The organism is Prauserella endophytica, assembly GCF_005146945.1.
Lineage (GTDB): Bacteria > Actinomycetota > Actinomycetes > Mycobacteriales > Pseudonocardiaceae > Prauserella_A > Prauserella_A endophytica.
Genome location: NZ_SWMS01000011.1, coordinates 169654 through 186384, shown reverse-complemented (window position 1 = coordinate 186384; position 16731 = coordinate 169654). Strand labels below are relative to the sequence as shown.

14 protein-coding genes are annotated in these 16731 nt (G+C 69.3%); 9 read left to right on the top strand and 5 right to left on the bottom strand.

The features are described 5' to 3' along the window. Positions 1–5: 5 nt before the first annotated feature. Genes hcaB through FCN18_RS20835 form a run of 4 tightly spaced genes read right to left on the bottom strand, consistent with a single transcriptional unit; the run spans position 6 to position 3098 of the window. The gene (gene hcaB, locus FCN18_RS20850) at positions 6–791 is read right to left on the bottom strand and encodes a 3-(cis-5,6-dihydroxycyclohexa-1,3-dien-1-yl)propanoate dehydrogenase (protein WP_113641160.1); all 786 of its coding nucleotides are present in this window, start codon (positions 789–791) and stop codon (positions 6–8) included. Then, a complete protein-coding gene (locus tag FCN18_RS20845) occupies positions 788–1102 on the bottom strand; it encodes a hypothetical protein (protein WP_113641161.1) in 315 nt (104 codons plus the stop codon). The genes hcaB and FCN18_RS20845 overlap by 4 nt, the downstream gene beginning before the upstream one ends. Next, positions 1099–1719: a 3-phenylpropionate/cinnamic acid dioxygenase subunit beta gene (locus FCN18_RS20840; protein ID WP_137095897.1), complete on the bottom strand. Its 621-nt coding sequence runs from the start codon at positions 1717–1719 to the stop codon at positions 1099–1101. Before FCN18_RS20840 ends, FCN18_RS20845 begins: the two co-directional genes overlap by 4 nt. After that, positions 1716–3098 (bottom strand): aromatic ring-hydroxylating dioxygenase subunit alpha, encoded by a 1383-nt coding sequence (locus tag FCN18_RS20835; protein ID WP_137095896.1) that lies wholly within the window; start codon positions 3096–3098, stop codon positions 1716–1718. Before FCN18_RS20835 ends, FCN18_RS20840 begins: the two co-directional genes overlap by 4 nt. A 145-nt stretch (positions 3099–3243) precedes the next feature. Between FCN18_RS20835 and FCN18_RS20830 the strand changes: the two genes are divergently transcribed. The 5 genes from FCN18_RS20830 (at position 3244) to soxR (ending at position 9262) form a co-directional block, all read left to right on the top strand. Beyond that, positions 3244–4725, top strand: coding sequence for an aldehyde dehydrogenase family protein (locus FCN18_RS20830; protein ID WP_137095895.1), 1482 nt, complete (start codon positions 3244–3246; stop codon positions 4723–4725). Beyond that, positions 4715–6391 carry a thiamine pyrophosphate-binding protein gene (locus FCN18_RS20825; protein WP_137095894.1) on the top strand — a complete coding sequence of 559 codons (1677 nt, stop codon included), beginning with the start codon at positions 4715–4717 and terminating at the stop codon, positions 6389–6391. The genes FCN18_RS20830 and FCN18_RS20825 overlap by 11 nt, the downstream gene beginning before the upstream one ends. Next, positions 6391–6924, top strand: a complete 534-nt coding sequence (locus FCN18_RS20820; protein ID WP_137095893.1) for a hypothetical protein — start codon at positions 6391–6393, stop codon at positions 6922–6924. Before FCN18_RS20825 ends, FCN18_RS20820 begins: the two co-directional genes overlap by 1 nt. 279 nt (positions 6925–7203) lie before the next feature. Then, positions 7204–8736 carry an MFS transporter gene (locus tag FCN18_RS20815; RefSeq protein ID WP_228714058.1) on the top strand — a complete coding sequence of 511 codons (1533 nt, stop codon included), beginning with the start codon at positions 7204–7206 and terminating at the stop codon, positions 8734–8736. Beyond that, a complete protein-coding gene (soxR, locus tag FCN18_RS20810) occupies positions 8717–9262 on the top strand; it encodes a redox-sensitive transcriptional activator SoxR (protein WP_137095892.1) in 546 nt (181 codons plus the stop codon). Before FCN18_RS20815 ends, soxR begins: the two co-directional genes overlap by 20 nt. A 275-nt stretch (positions 9263–9537) precedes the next feature. On the opposite strand, the gene FCN18_RS20805 is transcribed toward soxR, so the two are convergent. Beyond that, positions 9538–11361, bottom strand: a complete 1824-nt coding sequence (locus FCN18_RS20805) for a sigma-54-dependent Fis family transcriptional regulator (RefSeq protein WP_158303144.1) — start codon at positions 11359–11361, stop codon at positions 9538–9540. Between the two features lie 283 nt (positions 11362–11644). Here FCN18_RS20805 and FCN18_RS20800 point away from each other — a divergent pair, with 283 nt between their 5' ends. The 4 genes from FCN18_RS20800 to FCN18_RS20785 are packed head-to-tail and all read left to right on the top strand — an operon-like array spanning position 11645 to position 16695. Next, positions 11645–12550, top strand: coding sequence for an alpha/beta hydrolase fold domain-containing protein (locus FCN18_RS20800; protein WP_112273233.1), 906 nt, complete (start codon positions 11645–11647; stop codon positions 12548–12550). Between the two features lie 36 nt (positions 12551–12586). Then, the gene (locus FCN18_RS20795) at positions 12587–14212 is read left to right on the top strand and encodes a flavin-containing monooxygenase (protein WP_137095890.1); all 1626 of its coding nucleotides are present in this window, start codon (positions 12587–12589) and stop codon (positions 14210–14212) included. A 16-nt stretch (positions 14213–14228) separates the two neighbouring features. Next, positions 14229–15323 carry an alcohol dehydrogenase gene (locus FCN18_RS20790; protein WP_323808368.1) on the top strand — a complete coding sequence of 365 codons (1095 nt, stop codon included), beginning with the start codon at positions 14229–14231 and terminating at the stop codon, positions 15321–15323. 1 nt (position 15324) lies between these two features. Further along, positions 15325–16695, top strand: a complete 1371-nt coding sequence (locus FCN18_RS20785) for an NAD-dependent succinate-semialdehyde dehydrogenase (protein ID WP_137095888.1) — start codon at positions 15325–15327, stop codon at positions 16693–16695. Positions 16696–16731: the final 36 nt, after the last annotated feature.

Genomic DNA, 16731 nt, shown 5'->3' with positions numbered 1-16731 from the left:
CCTAGTCACGCTTTCACGGCGATGCCGCCGTCGGGATGGATCACGTCTCCAGTGATGCCGCGGGAGCGCTCCGAGGCCAGGAAGACGTAGCTCCACGCGTGGTCGGCGCCGGAGAGCGCGACGCGCAGCGGCACGCGGCCGACCAGCTCGGCCTCCCTGCCCGCGGTGGCGCCGAGGCTGCGCTCGCCGAGCCCGAGGCTGTCGAGTCCGCGCAGGTCGGTGCCGAGCGTGCCGCCCGGTGCCACGCCGTTCACCCTGATCTCGGGAGCGAGCTCGTGCGCGAGCGCGGTCACGAGTCCGCGCACGGCGAACTTCGAGGACACGTACAGCACGCCGCCGCGTCCCGGGTAGTACGCCGAGGTCGACTCGGTGAGCACAACGCTGCCCCCGCCGGCGCGCAACGCGGGCAGCGCCGCCTTGACCGAGTGCAGCTGGCTCTTGACGTTCACGGAGAACATCTCGGCGAAGGCGTCGTCGATCGCGGGGGCGTCGAGCTCGCCGAGGCCCCGGTAGAAGTCGAACACGCCGACGCAGTTGACCAGCACGTCGAGCCCGCCGAACTCCGCGACCGTCCTCGCCACCGCCTCCTCGTTGGCCGCCCTCGTCGTCGCGTCGCCCGCGACGACCGGCAGGTCCGGGATCTCGGTGGCAAGCGCCTCGCACTTGGCCTCGTCGCGTTCCAGCACGGCGACCCGCGCGCCCTCGTGCCGGAACGCGTCGACCACGGCCCTGCCGATGCCCGACCCCGCCCCGACGACGAGCGCCCTGCGATCCTCCAGCCAGCCCGTCACGCGTCCTCCTCGGCGTGACCGAACAGCGGACCGAAGGGCGTGCCGATCATCGCCGAGAACGTCGCGGCGTTCTGCCACGTCAGAGCCTCCAGCTCCAGCGGGCACAGCGCTACCCATTGCCCCGACTTGGGCGCCTCGACCAGCAGCCGGGAGCCGTTGCGCGTCTCCACGCGGCACACCCGGATCTCGGCGAACTCGTTGCCCAGCACGATCTCCTCTCCTTGCCGGTTCTCCCGCAGCTTCCGCAGCTCGGCGGCGGCGAGCGCGGCAGCCTCGGCGTCGTCCTGCTCTCCCGGCCAGCGCGCAGTCATAGGAAGATCGCCAGGTTCTGGGTGCGCAGCACCGCGTCGTCGACGAGGATCGTGCGGCGCGCGAGGAGCCAGCCCTCCCCGTCGGAAGCCCGCCGCAGCAGGTCCTCCCTCCCTGCCGAGACGACGGCGGCCTCCCGCACGTCGCCCCGGCTGCGGTACAGCAGCACCGCCGAGTCCACGACGACGTGCCCGGGGTCCTCGGTGGCGAACGTGCGCACGTTGGTGACGTAGTGCCGCAACCGCGATGGCGGGTCCTCTGTCCACGCGTGCTCGGTGGCGAAGCGCGCGACCCGCCGCGACAGCGAGTACTTGTTCTCGTCGAAGTGCGCCATGCCGGGCGCGGAGTCGTAGCCGGCCCCGAGCGCGGTGCTGACCCGCACCGGCATCAGGTAGTGGATGTCGTCGGTGAGCAGGTCGAGCCACTCGTCGTAGTGCTGGGCGTCGAGCAGGTAGGCCTCCTCGACGAGCCAGTGGTGGGCCTGCAGGTGCCGCTCGTCGGAGAACGGCAGCGAGCGGCCGGTGCGCTGGAGCGCCGGCGCGTGCCCGCCGAGCGCCGACTCCGCCGAGTACGGTCCGCCGTTGCCGGTCGGACGCTGCCGGGCGCGGGCGGAGGTCATGCCGTCACCGCCTTCCCGCCGCGGCCCACGTGGATTCGCTCCGCGGACTCCGCGGGCCGTTCCAGGTAGTCGGCCCAGCGCCGCAGCAGGTGCCGCTGGTTGTACTCGCCGTAGCCGACGTAGGCCTCCCCTGGGCCGGAGAACCGCTCGGGCGGCAGGGGCGGCACGACGGTGGCGTCGTCCTCCAGCAGGCCCATCCTGCTGTTGAGCAGCAGCCGCCTCGCCATCGAGCCTCCGGCCGTGCTCGTCAGCGACACCCAGTTCTCCACGTCGTCCTGCTCGAACATCCCGGTGCTGCCGAAGCACATCAGGTACGCCTTGTAGGACAGCGCCTTGTACTCCTCGGGCGCCTCGGCGTCGACGGCGAACCACGACAGCACCTCGGTCTCGTCGGGCCCCACGGGCTGCCAGGTGCGGATCGAGATGAACGGCAGCACGTCGTCGGAGTCCTCGACCCTCGGCCAGTTGTGGACGAAGCTCAGGTTCGGGAAGACCGAGGCCGCCGAGACCATGAAACCGTCGTGGCCGACGAGGTCGAGCTGTTCCGGCGACCAGACCTGTTTCATCCGCTCGATCATCACGTCCGGGTAGCCGACGTAGCGCAGCCGTTCCTCCAGCGTGCCGGGCGGGAGCTTGTACGTCGTGCCGCCGCCGTTGCCGGCCCAGTAGGTGCAGCCGTCCTTGCGCTTCTCCGCCTTGGGTTCGCGGAACAGGCCGATCTCCACGACGCTCGTGTGGGTCTGCGGCGTGTGGTACATGTCGCCGGCGAAGTTCTCGGCGCCGATCTTCCAGTTCGCCTTGACCCGCCAGCGCTGCGGCCCGCGCAGTTCGATGCCGGACGGCGACTGTCTCGTGTAGTAGTCGAGGTAGAACGCGAAGTCGCCGAGGTAGTCGCGCAGGGGCGGCGCGTCCGGGTCCATGCTGACGAAGATCAGCCCGTTGTAGGTGTCCAGCGCCGGGGCGGGCAGCAGGGTCTGGGATTTCCGCCGGAAACCGGCCTCCCCGCCGTAGGCCTCCTTGTGGAACGGGAGCCCGACCAGCCTGCCGTCGTTGCGGTACGACCACCCGTGGTACGGGCAGCGGAAGTGGGAGGCGTGGCCCATCTCCGCGCGGCAGACCTGCATGCCACGGTGCAGGCACATGTTGAACAGCGCTCGCACCTGGTGGTCCTCGCCCCTGGCCACGATGAACGAGTCCTCCAGCACCCTGCGCACCACGTAGTCGCCGGGCTGCGGGATCTCCGACTCATGTCCCACGAACACCCACGCGCGGCTGAACAGACGCTCCCTCTCGAGCCGGAACACCTCCTCGTCGTTGTAGATGTGGGCCGGAATCATGCCCCGCCGCACTTCCTCGAGGAGATGCGACTGATCGTCCATCACGCGCCTCGTTTCTGCTCTACAGAGCGTCAATCTTTTTAGCAGAGAAGAGGATGCCGGGTGGCCCCGGCTGTTGTCAACCGCCGCGATCGCGGGCTACCTTCTTCCGTACAGAGGAGTTTTCCTCAGAATGGAGGTTGCCCGTATGTCAGTGGTGGACGACCTGATCGCGACCGCCGCGGGCGTCGCCGATCGAGAGTGGCGGCTCACCGTGGGCGGGCACGCGCGCGCGGCCGGCACTGGCGCGACGTACACAGTGGAGTGTCCCGCGACGGAGGAGCCGCTGGCCGAGGCGCCGAACGCGACACCGGAGGACGCCGACGAGGCCGTGCGCTCCGCCGCCGACGCCGCCACCGGCTGGCGAAACGTGCAGCCCCGCGAGCGCGCCGGCAGGCTGCGTGAGCTGGCCGCCGCGATCAGGGCCCACGCGGACGAGCTGGCGCTGCTCGACGCGCTCGACTCCGGCAACCCGGTCACGGCCATGCGCACCGACGTGGGGTGGGGCGCCGACGTCCTGGAGCTGTTCGCCGACTACGCCACGCACCTCGGCGGGGATACGATCCCCGCCAGCGCCGAGAACCTGCATTTCACCCGCAGGGCGCCGTTCGGGGTGGTCGCGCGGATCGTCCCGTTCAACCACCCCGTCATGTTCGCCGCCGCCAAGATCGCGGCTCCGCTGCTGGCTGGCAACACGGTGGTGCTCAAGCCCTCGGAGATCACCCCGCTGTCGGCGCTGCGCCTCGCCGAGATCGCCACCGGGATCCTGCCCGAGGGCACCCTCTCGGTGATCACCGGCGACGGGCCCGCCGCGAGCCAGGCACTCGTGCGACACCCGCTCGTCCGCAGGATCGGCTTCATCGGCAGCGAGCGCGTCGGCCGGATCATCCAGCGCGACGCCGCCGAGTCCGGGGTCAAGGAGGTCAGCCTCGAACTGGGCGGCAAGAACGCGCTCATCGTGTGCCCCGACGCCGACCTCCGGGCCGCGGCGGACGGCATCGTCGGCGGCATGAACTTCGCCTGGTCCGCGGGCCAGTCGTGCGGCTCCACCTCGCGGGTGCTGCTGCACACCGACGTCGCGGACGAGGTACTGGCGCTCGTGCGCGAGCGGATCGGGCGGATCACGATCGGCTCCCCCGTCGACCCCGCCACGCAGATGGGCCCGCTCGCCTCACGCGCGCAGTACGACAAGTCCTGCCGCTACATCGACATCGCCACGACCGAGGGCGCCACGCTGTTCCACGGCGGCGGCAGGCCGGACGGTCTCGACCGCGGCTACTACCTCGAGCCGACGATCTTCACCGGCGTCGACCCCCGCATGCGGATCGCGCGGGAGGAGGTCTTCGGGCCCGTCATGTCCGTGCTCACCTTCACCGACCTCGACGACGCGATCCGAATCGCCAACGGCGTGGACTACGGGCTCACCGCGAGCATCTGGACCCGCGACGTCTCCACCGCGCTCGACCTCGCCGACCGCGTCGAGGCGGGTTACGTCTGGGTCAACGGCTCGTCGCGGCACTTCTGGGGAGTTCCCTTCGGCGGCACCAAGTCCTCCGGGATCGGGCGCGAGGAGAGCGTCGAGGAGCTGCTGAGCTACACCGAACTGAAGGCGGTGAACGTTGTCGTCTGAGTCCTTTCACGGCGCCGACCTCGTCGTCGAGACACTGGCCGCCGAAGGCGTCACCCACGTCTTCGGCCTGCCCGGCACCACGATCATGGAGCTCATCGACGCGCTCGGCAGGCACGCCGCCGTGCGCTACCTTTCCACCCGCCACGAGCAGGTCGCCGGGTTCATGGCCGACGGGTTCTCCCGCGCGGGCGGGCCGCTCGGCGTCTGCCTGGCCTCGCGCGGCCCCGGCGCGGCGAACCTGGCGATCGCGGTGCAGAACGCCCACGACGAGTCCGTCCCGCTGCTCGCCTTGGTCGGGCAGGTGCCGCAGTCGATCAGCCACCGCGGCTCGTTCGAGGACATGAACGTGGTCTCGGCGTTCGCCCCGATGTGCAAGTGGGCCGTGGAGATCACCGAGCCGGACCGGATCCCGGAGTTGCTGCAGCGGGCCGTCCGTGCCGTCGTCAGCGGCAGGCCGGGGCCGGTCGTCGTGTCGCTTCCGCTGGACGTGTTGCAGGCACCGGCGCAGGCAGGCCCCGGTCCCCGCGTCCGCGTGTACCCACCCGCCCCGGACCCGCGGGGCATCGCCGAGGCCGCCGGGCTGCTCGCCGCCGCGGAGCGGCCGGTGATCATCGTGGGCGGCGGAGGCACGGGAGCCCCGGACGCCGTGCTGGCGCTGGCCGAGACGGCGGGGGCACCCGTGGTCAGCACGTGGCTGCGCAAGAACGCGGTGCCCAACAGCCATCCCGCGTTCCTTGGCGCGCTCGGCTACGGCGCGCACGACGTGACCGACCGGATCGTGCGGGAGGCCGACGTCGTCGTCGCGCTCGGCTGCCGGTTCTCCGAGTTCACCACCAAGCGCTGGTCGCTGGTGCCGCCGTCGGCGCGGCTCGTGCACGCCGACGTCGATCCTGGGGAGCTGGGCCGGGTGTACCCGCCCTCGGTCGGGCTGGTCTCCGACGCCGGAGCCGCCGCCCGCTCGCTAGCCGAGGCGCTGGGCCCGCTCGTCGCGGACGATCCCGGACGGGCGGAGCGGCGTACCGCACGCAGGGTCGAGCTGCGCAAGGAGTTCGACGAGGTGTCGGCGCCTCCGCCGGAGGCGACACCGGACAAGGGCACGGTCAGCTCCGCCGCGCTGGTCCGGGCCGTGCAGGGCCTCGCCGAGCGCGAGGGAATCGTGCTGGTGCAGGACGTGCACACGTTCGGGCCCTGGGTGGCGCGGCACGTGCACGTCGACCGGCCCCGCAGCTACTACGGCTCGGCGGGTGGCGCGATGGCGTGGGGCTTCCCCGCCGCGATGGGGATGGCGCTGGCCAGGCCGGGCGAGCGGATCGTCACGCTCAGCGGCGACGGCAGCTTCTGGATGGTGGCGCAGGACTTCGAGACGTGCGTGCGCGAGGGCATCGACGTCCTCACGGTCGTGGTCAACAACTTCTCGTACGGCAACACCCGCGACCGGCAGCGGTTCGCCCACGATGAGCGCTACCAGGGAGTGTTCCTAGGCAATCCCGACTTCGCCGAGTACGCGCGGCTCCTCGGCGGGCACGGCATCCGCGTCACGTCCGACGCGGCGCTGCGGCCCGCCGTCGAGGAGGCGCTCGCCACGCCGGGCCCCTGCATCGTCGACATCATCCAGGACCGGATGGAGGGGCTGCCCTACGGGCTCACCCCGCCACGGGCGCGCTGATGAGCAGGGCGCTGCCGGTCACCGTGTTCGTTTCGCGCACGGCGCGCGGTCCCGGCGGCGCCGCGCTGACGCGGTGGGCACACGACCTGTGCCGCGACGCGGCCGGTTTCCCCGGCCACCTCGGCGCGCACGTCGGCACGCGGGTCGTGGACGGCACCGTCACCGTCCACATCGGAGTATCGTTCGCGGGTGCGGAGGCGCTGCTGCGCTGGGAGCGCAGCGGCACGCGAGCCCGGCGGCTCGCGGAGGGCGACGAACTCACCCGTGGCGAGCCCGTCGCCCTGCCCCTCGCGGAGTTCGGCCTCGTGGCCGCGGCAAGCGGCCGGCCGGCGCCGTCGCGCCTGCGCTCGGCGGTGCTGATCTGGGCGGCGCTGTTCCCTCCCGCGGCGCTCGTCAACGCCGTGCTGATGCCGCACCTCGACGCCTGGCCCGGCCTCGTGCGCACGCTGCTGCTCACGCTCCTGCTGGTGCCGACCGTCGTCTTCGGCACGCTGCCGCTACTGCAGCGCGCCCTCGCCCGCAGAGGGCGCTGACCGGCGCCGGACGTGCACGGGTGGCGACGAGGTGCTCGTCGATGCCCACCCGTCCGGATCGCGATGCGGGACCGTGACCGGCACGGCCACCCGGGTCGAGCCTGGCACATTGATCTGCCACTCGGACTGTCCCGAGCAGAGCCGCCCCCTGGCAGGACTTTTCGCATGTGGCGCGCCATGGTCTCGGCCTCCGGCCCGTTCGAGCTTGACCTCAACCACGGTTGAGGTGCTGGAGTGGCTGTGTCGAGTGCGTGTGGCCTCGACCGAAAGGACTCTCCGATGGACTCTCCGGCCACCAGCAGTTCCGCAGGTGCCTCACTCGGTGCCGTGTCGCGTCTGCCGTCGCGATTGACGCTGCCAGTCGTCTTGGTCGGCGTCGCCTTGGTGGCGATGTCGATCTCCGGAACGGCGATCGCATTGCCGAACATCGGCCGAGATCTCACTGCCTCGGGTTCGGCATTGAACTGGGTGGTCGCCGGATACAACCTCGCCTTCGCCGCGATGACGCTCGTTGCGGGCGCAGCGGCAGATCGCGCGGGTCGGCGTCGTGTCTTCATCGTCGCAGCCGCCGTGTTCTCAGCCGGATTCCTGGTCACGGCTTTGGTACCGACGATCCTGGTTCTGGATATCGCTCGAATCGTTTCCGGTATCGGCGGTGCCGGAGTGATGGCCGCGGGCGGAGCGCTGTTGGCGTCGAGCTACGAAGGGGCCGCACGAAATCGGGCCTTCGCGCTCATGGGAACGATGGCCGGAGTCGGCATCGCCGTAGGCCCGACAATGGTTGGCGGACTGATCGCCCTGACCGGGTGGCGCGGCAGCTTCGTGGCGTTCGCGATCGTCGGCACGCTCATCGCATGCGGTGCAGGGCGCCTCCAGGAATCACGCGCAGACCACGGCCGCACCGATTGGATCGGGAGCGTGTTGTTCGTCGCCGCTCTCAGCGCGTTCATGTTCGCGCTTCTCGAAGGGCCGGAAGTCGGCTGGGCGCACCCGACGATCTTGAGTGCGGCTGCCCTCGGCGGGGCAGCGTTCATCGTGTTCGTGGTCACGCAGCGTCGCAGCGATGCTCCTGTGCTGGCGCCCGAACTCGTCTCTGAACGCGGGTTCATGGGGTGGTGTCTGGCGACGTTGACCACCTCGATCGGCTTCCTCGGCGCGCTGGTGTTCTTGCCCACCTACCTGCAGGCTGCTGCCGGGAACACGCCCGCGACCGCGGGGCTGACGATGCTGTTGCTGACAGCGCCGGTGCTGGTCACCCCGCTCTTCGCCGTCACCTTGGTCAATCGCGGCGTCTCTGCGCGGCTACTGATCCTGACCGCGCTGGTGTTCGTCATCACCGGCAACTTCGGTTTGCTACTCCTGGGGCCCGAGAACACGACGGCACTGGTCGCCGTCCCGCTGCTGCTCATCGGGATCGGCATGGGGATCTCGTTCGGTATCACTGATGGTCAGGCGATGTCCCTGGTCCCGGCACGCCTCGTCGGTACAGCCGCCGGTTTCCTCAACACACTCCGCGGAGCGGCAGAAGCTCTCGTGATTGCCGCGTTCAGCGCGATGCTCCTCGGGTTCCTCACCGTCCGGCTCGGTGACTCCGGCCATGCATCCGATGTCGCTGCCGGCCATCTCAGCTCTCCCACCGGCCGGGACTACAGCACCGAGATCGACGCGTTCACGGTCTCCTGGCACTTCACGCAGATCGGCGTCGGCACCGCGTGCCTCCTGCTGTCAGTGGCGGTCGCTGCCCTGCTTCTTGTGCCCTCTCGCGGCCCCATCACCGCGGAAGGTGGCCGTCATGCCCGAGAACCCCGATGAGCTGGCCGCGCTGCCGGCCCGTCACATCGACCCATCCGAACCGCTGACCATCGGCGAGGTGATGCGACGAACGGGGGTATCCGCTTCCGCGTTGCACTTCTACGAACGCAAGGGCTTGATCACCAGCCTGCGAACCTCGTCGAACCAACGCCTCTACGAACGGCACATGCTACGCCGCATCTCGCTGGTCCTGGTCGCCAAACGACTCGGCATACCGCTCGCCGACGTCGCCAGCGTTTTCCGTCGTCTACCCACCGATCATGCGCCCACGCACGAGGATTGGCAGCGCGTCTCCCGCGCTTGGAAGCGTCAACTGGAGGAACGACGCCGACAACTCGAATCGCTCGAGCGGGAACTCACTGGATGCATCGGCTGCGGATGCCTCTCCATGAAAGCCTGCCTTCTCCTCAACCCTGACGACACCCTCCAACCACAGGGGCCCGGGCCGGTGCGCATTCAAAGCCAGCAGCCCGGGATGCGACGTCGGCGGGCGCAGCGACACCGACCATCGCAAGTCGAAGGGTGACGGACCGTTGGCAACACGCGTCGAACTCCCATACTGGGCAGGCCGCATGGAGTTCGCGGAGTTGGAAGTCGATGTTCTCGATGAGGTCGGTGGTGTACCCGACGCGATTTCGGCGGTTTCCGGGGTGGGTGCGGTGTAGATCTCGCGCATGCCGGTGGCGACCAATTCCGGGTGAGAGCCGGGTCCGCGGATCGCCTTCGCCGGGTGGTGACCAACTGACTCGGCGCTGCATGCCGTACGACAGGAGAATGCACGCCTGCTGTGATCAGGCCCGGTTACCGGAGTGCGGGGACGTCGGGTTCGGACAGCAATGCGTCGTCGATGCCGAGTGTGTGGAGCTTGCGGTACAGGGTGTTCCGGCCGATTCCGAGCGCCTCGGCCGCCCTGGATTTGTTGCCCTCGGCCTGACGCAGTGCCGCGATGATCTCGGCTCGTTCGGCGGCCGCCATGCGCGACAGGTTGCGGCGGTTGACCGCCGCCTGCATGCGGGGCGGCAGGTCAGCGGGACTCACGTACCGACCGGGTCTTTCACGAGCGAGCGTCTCGACCACCGACCGCAGCTCCGCGACGTTGCCGGGCCAGTGCCATCTGCGCAACACCTGCATGGAGGGCGCGGAAAGGAGAGGACGCCGATGCGGGGGAAGCTCGCCCACAAGCGCATCGATGATCACCGGTAACTCTGCCTCTCGGTGCGCCAGTGCGGGCAGTTCGGCTCCGGGTGTCGCGCACGCCAGGACGCCGAGGACCGGCCCCGAGCACCTGGTGGGGTCGGCGGTGACGATCAGCCGCGGCTCGGCACCGTCCTGGGCGGTTTCCGTGTGGTCACGCGGCTCTACCGCCCGGGTGCTGACCTCGGCGAGTGCCTTCACCGCATTGACCTGGCTCTCCGCGAGGTCCTCCAGCCTGCGGAGCACGACCGCGCCACCTGAGGCGAGGGCGTCCTTGGCGCGGCGCCGCCAGGAAGGGTCGTGCCCCAGGTCCCCGGCGTCCAACACCAGGGGATCCGGATGTCCGGTTGAGCGCAGCCAGGTCAGGGCGACGTGGAGCTTGCCGGCTCCGCTCGGCCCGGTGACCGACAGAGGTGCGTTGCTCCGGGCGGCCGCACGGTGCAGCCCGGCAACGTACCTGTCTTCGACCGACCGTGCCTGAGAACGCGCGCGGGAGACCGTCTGGTGCCTGCGATCCACGATCTCCACGGCGAAGGCCGGCTCGCCGTCGAGCTCGTCGAGTCGGTGCCCGACCACCTGCGCCTGCAGAACCTGCAGGTCCAGTTCCAGTTCGCACGAGCCCCGCGACCAGTCCTGACCGATCAGCGCCTCCCACAGCAGAGCGTGGTTCTCGACGTTGAGGAACGACAGCCCCGAAACGTTGGTCATCACCGTGTCGCGGTTCAGCACGATGACCGGCCCCCTCGAACGGTACTTCTGGTAGCTGCGACCGAGGGCCATCTCTCGCCGCCCCACTGTGGCGGTCAGGTTGTCGGTGATCTGCCGGGCGCCTTCGCGGGCCATCGCCAGCATCATCGTCTCGGCCGTGTCCGCGGGGGCGGCCAACGACAGCGACCCCATCAGGCGACCGGTGGCCGGGTGCCTGATCGCCGTGCCCGCGCACGCCAGGTCCTCGAGGGCCGCGTTGAAGTGCTCGGGTCCGCGCACGAAGACCGCGTCGCCCTCCTGCATGGGTGTGCCGAGTCCGTTGGTCCCGATCTTCTCCTCGGAGAAGTCGAATCCCTCGGCCGCACACGCGTTGTCGAACCTCGTCCGTTCACTGTGGTCGGCCACACGCCGGGCCACGATCTGGCCGGTCTTGTCGGCCAGGAAGATCGCGGTTCCCATGTCCTGCAACATGGCCATGAGGCGGTCAAGGACCGGACGCGCGGCCCGGTTCAGCTCGCTGTCGAGGTCGAACTCGTTGACGTATCGGAACGCGCTGGACTCCCACACCGCGCCCGCGCCCAAGGAGCGGCGCCAGCTCCGGTCGATCTCGGCGGGCAACCATTCCGGCCGGGTGTCGGTATGCAGCAGGCCGCGTGAGAGCAGGGACTCCTTGGCAGACCGAATGGCGTCTGTCCGGCGTGCCTCGCGATGCGTAGCACTCATCGGGCTCCTCGGCTCCTCGGACGACTCCGTCCTGTAACCCATACCACAGGGCCGGGCTCTCGTCCCGACGACAGCGAGACCAATTGCCTCCCTATTGATACGTTCCGCGTATCAGTGAATGGGTCGTCACGGTCAGCCGGTCGACCGCGGCCTCTTCTGCGCCCTCTGCCGCGAGTGTTCCAAAACGGAACACCTGCAGCCGTGACGGCGAATCTAACGTCCCTGGTCACAGCCAGCAGAGGCGCGACCGTGAGCGCCCGGACTCCGACTAGGAGTGATCGAGATGACGATCCCCTCGGCCAACTCGCAGGACCCGCTCAAGGATCTGTACACCGACTGGAGCGAGATTCTCGCCGCCACTCCCAACCTGACCACGCGGTTGTTCCGCAGCATCTTCGACGAGTGGCATCAGCCGACCAAGGAACCGGAGGACGTGACCTACGCCGAGGGCACCGTCGGCGGTGTTCTCGGAATCTGGTGCCACCCCGCCGGAGCCGAAGCCGCCAAGGTCCTCCTCTACACCCACGGCGGAGGATTCGCCGTCGGCTCCGCGCAGAGTCACCGCAAGCTCGCCGCCCACGTCGCCAAGGCTGTGGGCGCCACCGCCTTCGTGCTCGACTACCGGAGGGCGCCCGAACACCCGCACCCGGCCGGCCTCGAGGACACCGTCTCGGCTTTCTTGGCCTTGGTCGAGCAGGGCATCCGTCCCGGCGACATCACCACCATCGGAGACTCCGCCGGTGGCAATCTCGCCGTCGCCGCCGCCCTGGCGCTGAAGGAGCGCAACCATCCTCTGCCCGGCAGTGTCGTCGCCTTCTCGCCGTGGCTGGACATGGAAAACGCCGGAGAAACCCTGGCCAGCAACGACGCCACCGATGCTCTGATCAGCGTTCCGCTCCTCGAGGGAATGATCGCCGGCGTCCTGGGCGACCAGACCAGCCCCACGGCTCCGCTGGCGAACCCGCTGTACGGCGACTTCTCGGGTTTCCCCCGGCTCTACATCAACGCCGGTGGCGACGAGGCGCTGCTCGACAACGCAACCCGGCTCGCCCGGATCGCCGATGAAGCGGGCGTCGACGTCACCCTCTCCGTGGTCGCCGGGCAGCAGCACGTCTTCCCCTTCAACGCCGGGCGCACCGCGGCCGCGGACGACGAGATCGCCCGCCTCGCCAAGTGGTACCGCGCCTGAACCGACCGAGCAGCTGATCAAGACCGGAGGAACACCATGAGCACTCAGCACACCGCGGACCACGACGCGATCGTCATCGGCGCCGGTTTCGGCGGGATCTACATGCTGCACAAGCTGCGCAACGAACTCGGCCTTTCGGTCCGGGCCTTCGAGAAGGGCGGCGGGGTCGGTGGCACCTGGTACTTCAACCGGTACCCGGGTGCCAAGTCCGACACCGAGGGGTTCGTCTACCGGTACTCCTTCGACCGGGACCTGCTCCAGGAGTGGGACTGGAACACCCGCTACCTCGACCAGCCGGACATCCTCGCCTACCTGCAGCACGTCGTCGAGCGCTACGACCTCGCCCGTGACATCCAGCTGAACACCGAGGTGACCGGGGCGGTGTTCGACGAGGAGGCCCTGCTGTGGCGGGTGAGCACCGCGGACGGCAGTGAGTTCACCAGCCGGTACCTCGTCAACGCGCTCGGCCTGCTCGCCAAGACCAACATCCCCGCCATCCCCGGGATGGAGAGCTTCGCCGGCCGTACCGTGCACACCAACGCCTGGCCCGACGACCTCGACATCACCGGCAAGCGGGTCGGCGTCATCGGTACCGGATCCACCGGAACCCAGTTCATCGTCGCGGCCGCCAAGATGGTCGACCACCTGACGGTCTTCCAGCGTTCGCCGCAGTACTGCGTCCCGTCCGGGAACGGGCCGGTCGACCCGGCCGAGGTCGCCGCGACGAAACAGAACTTCGATGCGGTGTGGGAACAGGTGCGCAACTCGGTGACCGCCTTCGGGTTCGAGGAGAGCACCGTGGAGGCCACGTCCGTGTCGGAGGAGGAACGGCAACGGGTGTTCCAGGAGAACTGGGACAAGGGCAACGGCTTCCGCTTCATGTTCGGCACTTTCAGCGACATCGTCACCAGCCCCGAGGCCAATGCCGCGGCGGCTGCCTTCATCCGGTCCAAGATCGCGGAGATCGTCCAGGACCCCGACACCGCCCGCAAGCTCACGCCCACCGGGCTCTACGCCAAGCGCCCACTGTGCAACGAGGGCTACTACGAGACGTTCAACCGTGACAACGTCGAGCTGGTCTCCATCAAGGAGAACCCCATCGAGGAGATCACCCCCACCGGCGTACGCACCGCGGACGGCGTCGTGCACGAACTCGACGTCCTCGTACTCGCCACCGGCTTCGACGCCGTCGACGGCAACTACCGCAACATGGACCTCCGAGGCCGCGGCGGACGGCACATCAACGAGCACTGGACCGACGGCCCCACCAGCTACCTGGGCGTCTCGAAAGCCGGATTCCCCAACATGTTCATGATCCTCGGGCCGAACGGCCCGTTCACCAACCTCGTGCCGAGCATCGAGGTACAGGTGGACTGGATCAGCGAGCTCGTAGGCCATGCCGAGCGCAACGGTGTCCGGACGGTGGAACCGACCCAGGAGGCCGAGGACCAGTGGACGGCCACCTGCAAGGAGATCGCCGACATGACGCTCTTCCCCAAGGTCGAGTCGTGGATCTTCGGCGCCAACATCCCCGGCAAGAAGCATGCGGTCATGTTCTACATGGGCGGGCTCGCCAACTACCGCACACAGCTCGCCGACGTACGCGACGCCGGGTTCCGGGGCTTGATCCCGAACGAGGAGCGCGAAGGCGCCCTGGCCTGAGCGTCCACGTCGTGCCATGCCCCGCCCGTCCCCGCCACGCGAAAGGTTCTCGATGCGCGCATTCGCCGTCTCCGAGGGCAGCACGAGATTGTCCGATTTGGAGCTTCCCACACCGGATCCCCAGGACACCGAGGTTCTGCTCCGGGTCACACACTCAGGGGTGTGTCACACCGACACCCACCTCCGCCAGGGCTACTACGACCTGGGCAGTCGCGGCAAGCTCAGCATGGTCGACCGCGGCATTCCCTACCCGTTGGTCATGGGGCACGAGGTCGTCGGCGTCGTCGAGGCTGTGGGGCCGGACGCCGACGCCGAAGTGGGCAGCACCCGGCTCGTCTATCCCTGGATCGGTTGCGGAAAGTGTCCTGCCTGCTTCGACGGGAGAGAGAACGCCTGCCCGCAGGGACGCAACCTGGGCGTCGCTCGTCCCGGAGGCTATGCGCAGAAGATCCTCGTGCCTCATCCCCGCTACCTGCTCGACATCGGCGGCCTGAACCCGAGCTGGGCGGCGACCCTGGCCTGCTCGGGGCTCACCGCCTACGCCGCCACCACCAAGGTGCTGCCCCTCCCGCCCGACGCGCCGGTGGTGGTGATCGGCGTGGGCGGCGTGGGGCTCACCGCGGTCGCCACACTCAAGGCACTGGGACATCGCGAGATCTGCGCGGTGGACAGGGCGGAGGCCAACCTGTCCCTCGCCCGGGAGCTGGGTGCCTCCAGCTCCGTGGTTTCGACGACCGGGAACACGAATCGGGACGTCCTCGCCGCAACCGGAGGACCGGCAGCGGCGGTGATCGACTTCGTCAACGACAACGAGACCGCCACCGCGGCCTTCGACCTGCTTGTGAAGGGGGGCCACATGGTGCAGGTCGGCCTCTTCGGCGGCGAGCTCACGGTCCCGACCGCGTTGCTGGCACTGAAGATGATCACCATCCAGGGGAGCTTCGTCGGCACCCTGGCCGAGCTCACCGAGGTGGTCGAGCTGGCCAAACAAGGCCGGGTCCCACAGATCCCGGTCATCGACGGCAGGTTGGACCTCGATGGCGTCCGGGGCGCGCTCGACCGGCTCGCCGCCGGCGGGGTCCCTGGCCGCATCGTGTTGAAAGGGTCGTGAGATGAGCAGGTACGCAACCGTCGATCCGGCCACCGGTGAGGTGGTCAAGGAGTTCGACACCATGACGGACACCGAGGCGGAGCGAGCCGTGGAGGCCGCGCACGCGGCCTTCTCGAACTGGCGGCGGGTGGACGTTCACACTCGGGCTGCGGTCGTCCAGGCCATCGCCGATGCTCACCGCGACCAGGCCGAGGAGCTCGCCGCATTGATGACGCTCGAGATGGGCAAACCGGTGGCCCAGGCCAGGGGAGAGGTCGAGCTGTCGGCCTCGATCTACGAGTACTACGCCACCAAGGGGCCTGGACTCCTGGCCGACGAGCAGCTCGACATCGCAGGCAGCGGAACGGCGGTCGTGCACACCCGGCCCATCGGTGCCCTCCTCGGGATCATGCCGTGGAACTATCCCTGTTACCAGGTCGCCCGGTTCGTGGCCCCGAACCTCCTCCTCGGCAACACCATTCTGCTCAAGCACGCAGGCAACTGCCCCCAGCAGGCGCTGCGGATCGCCGGCATCGTCACCGGGGCAGGCGGTCCCGACGGCATCTACCAGAACGTCTTCGCGTCCAGCGACCAGGTTGCCGGCATGATCGCGCACCCGCACCTGCGGGGTGTGTCGCTGACCGGCTCGGAGCGTGCCGGTGAAGCCGTGGGCGGAGCCGCCGGGCGCAACCTCAAGAAGAGCGTGCTCGAGCTCGGTGGTTCCGACGCCTTCATCGTGCTGGCTGACGCGGACATCGAGCGGGCTGCTCAGGACGCCGCGACCGGCCGCTTCGCCAACGCGGGACAGGCCTGCACATCGTCCAAGCGCATCATCGTCGAGGGCCCGATCTGGGACAGGTTCCTCGCGGCGTTCCTCGCCCGAGCCCGTGAATGGACGATGGGCGACCCTCGTGAGGAGACAACCAGACTGGGGCCGATGTCGTCGGCATCGGCACGGGCCGACCTCGTCGCCCAGGTCGAGGACGCGGTGTCCAAGGGCGCCACCGTGCACCTCGGGGGTGAGCTGCCCGACGGTCCCGGCGCCTACTTCCCGGCCACTGTCCTTTCCGGCGTCGACCCCTCGATGCGGGCCTACCACGAGGAGGTCTTCGGCCCTGTCGCGGTTCTTCACCGGGCGGGCTCAGCCGAGGAAGCGGTCCGGATCGCGAACGATTCGCCCTACGGGCTCGGCGCGGCCGTGTACGGCGCGGACGAGAGCCGAGCCGCCGACCTCGCCGACCAGCTCGACGTCGGCATGGTCGGCATCAACACCACGGTCAAGAGTGCTCCTGACCTCCCGTTCGGTGGAGTGAAGAACTCAGGCATCGGCCGCGAGCTCGGCAGGTTCGGCCTCGACGAGTTCGCGAACAAGAAGCTGGAGCGGAGACTCTAGCCATCAGCTGGCTTCGCTCCGCTCGCTCGGATCTTC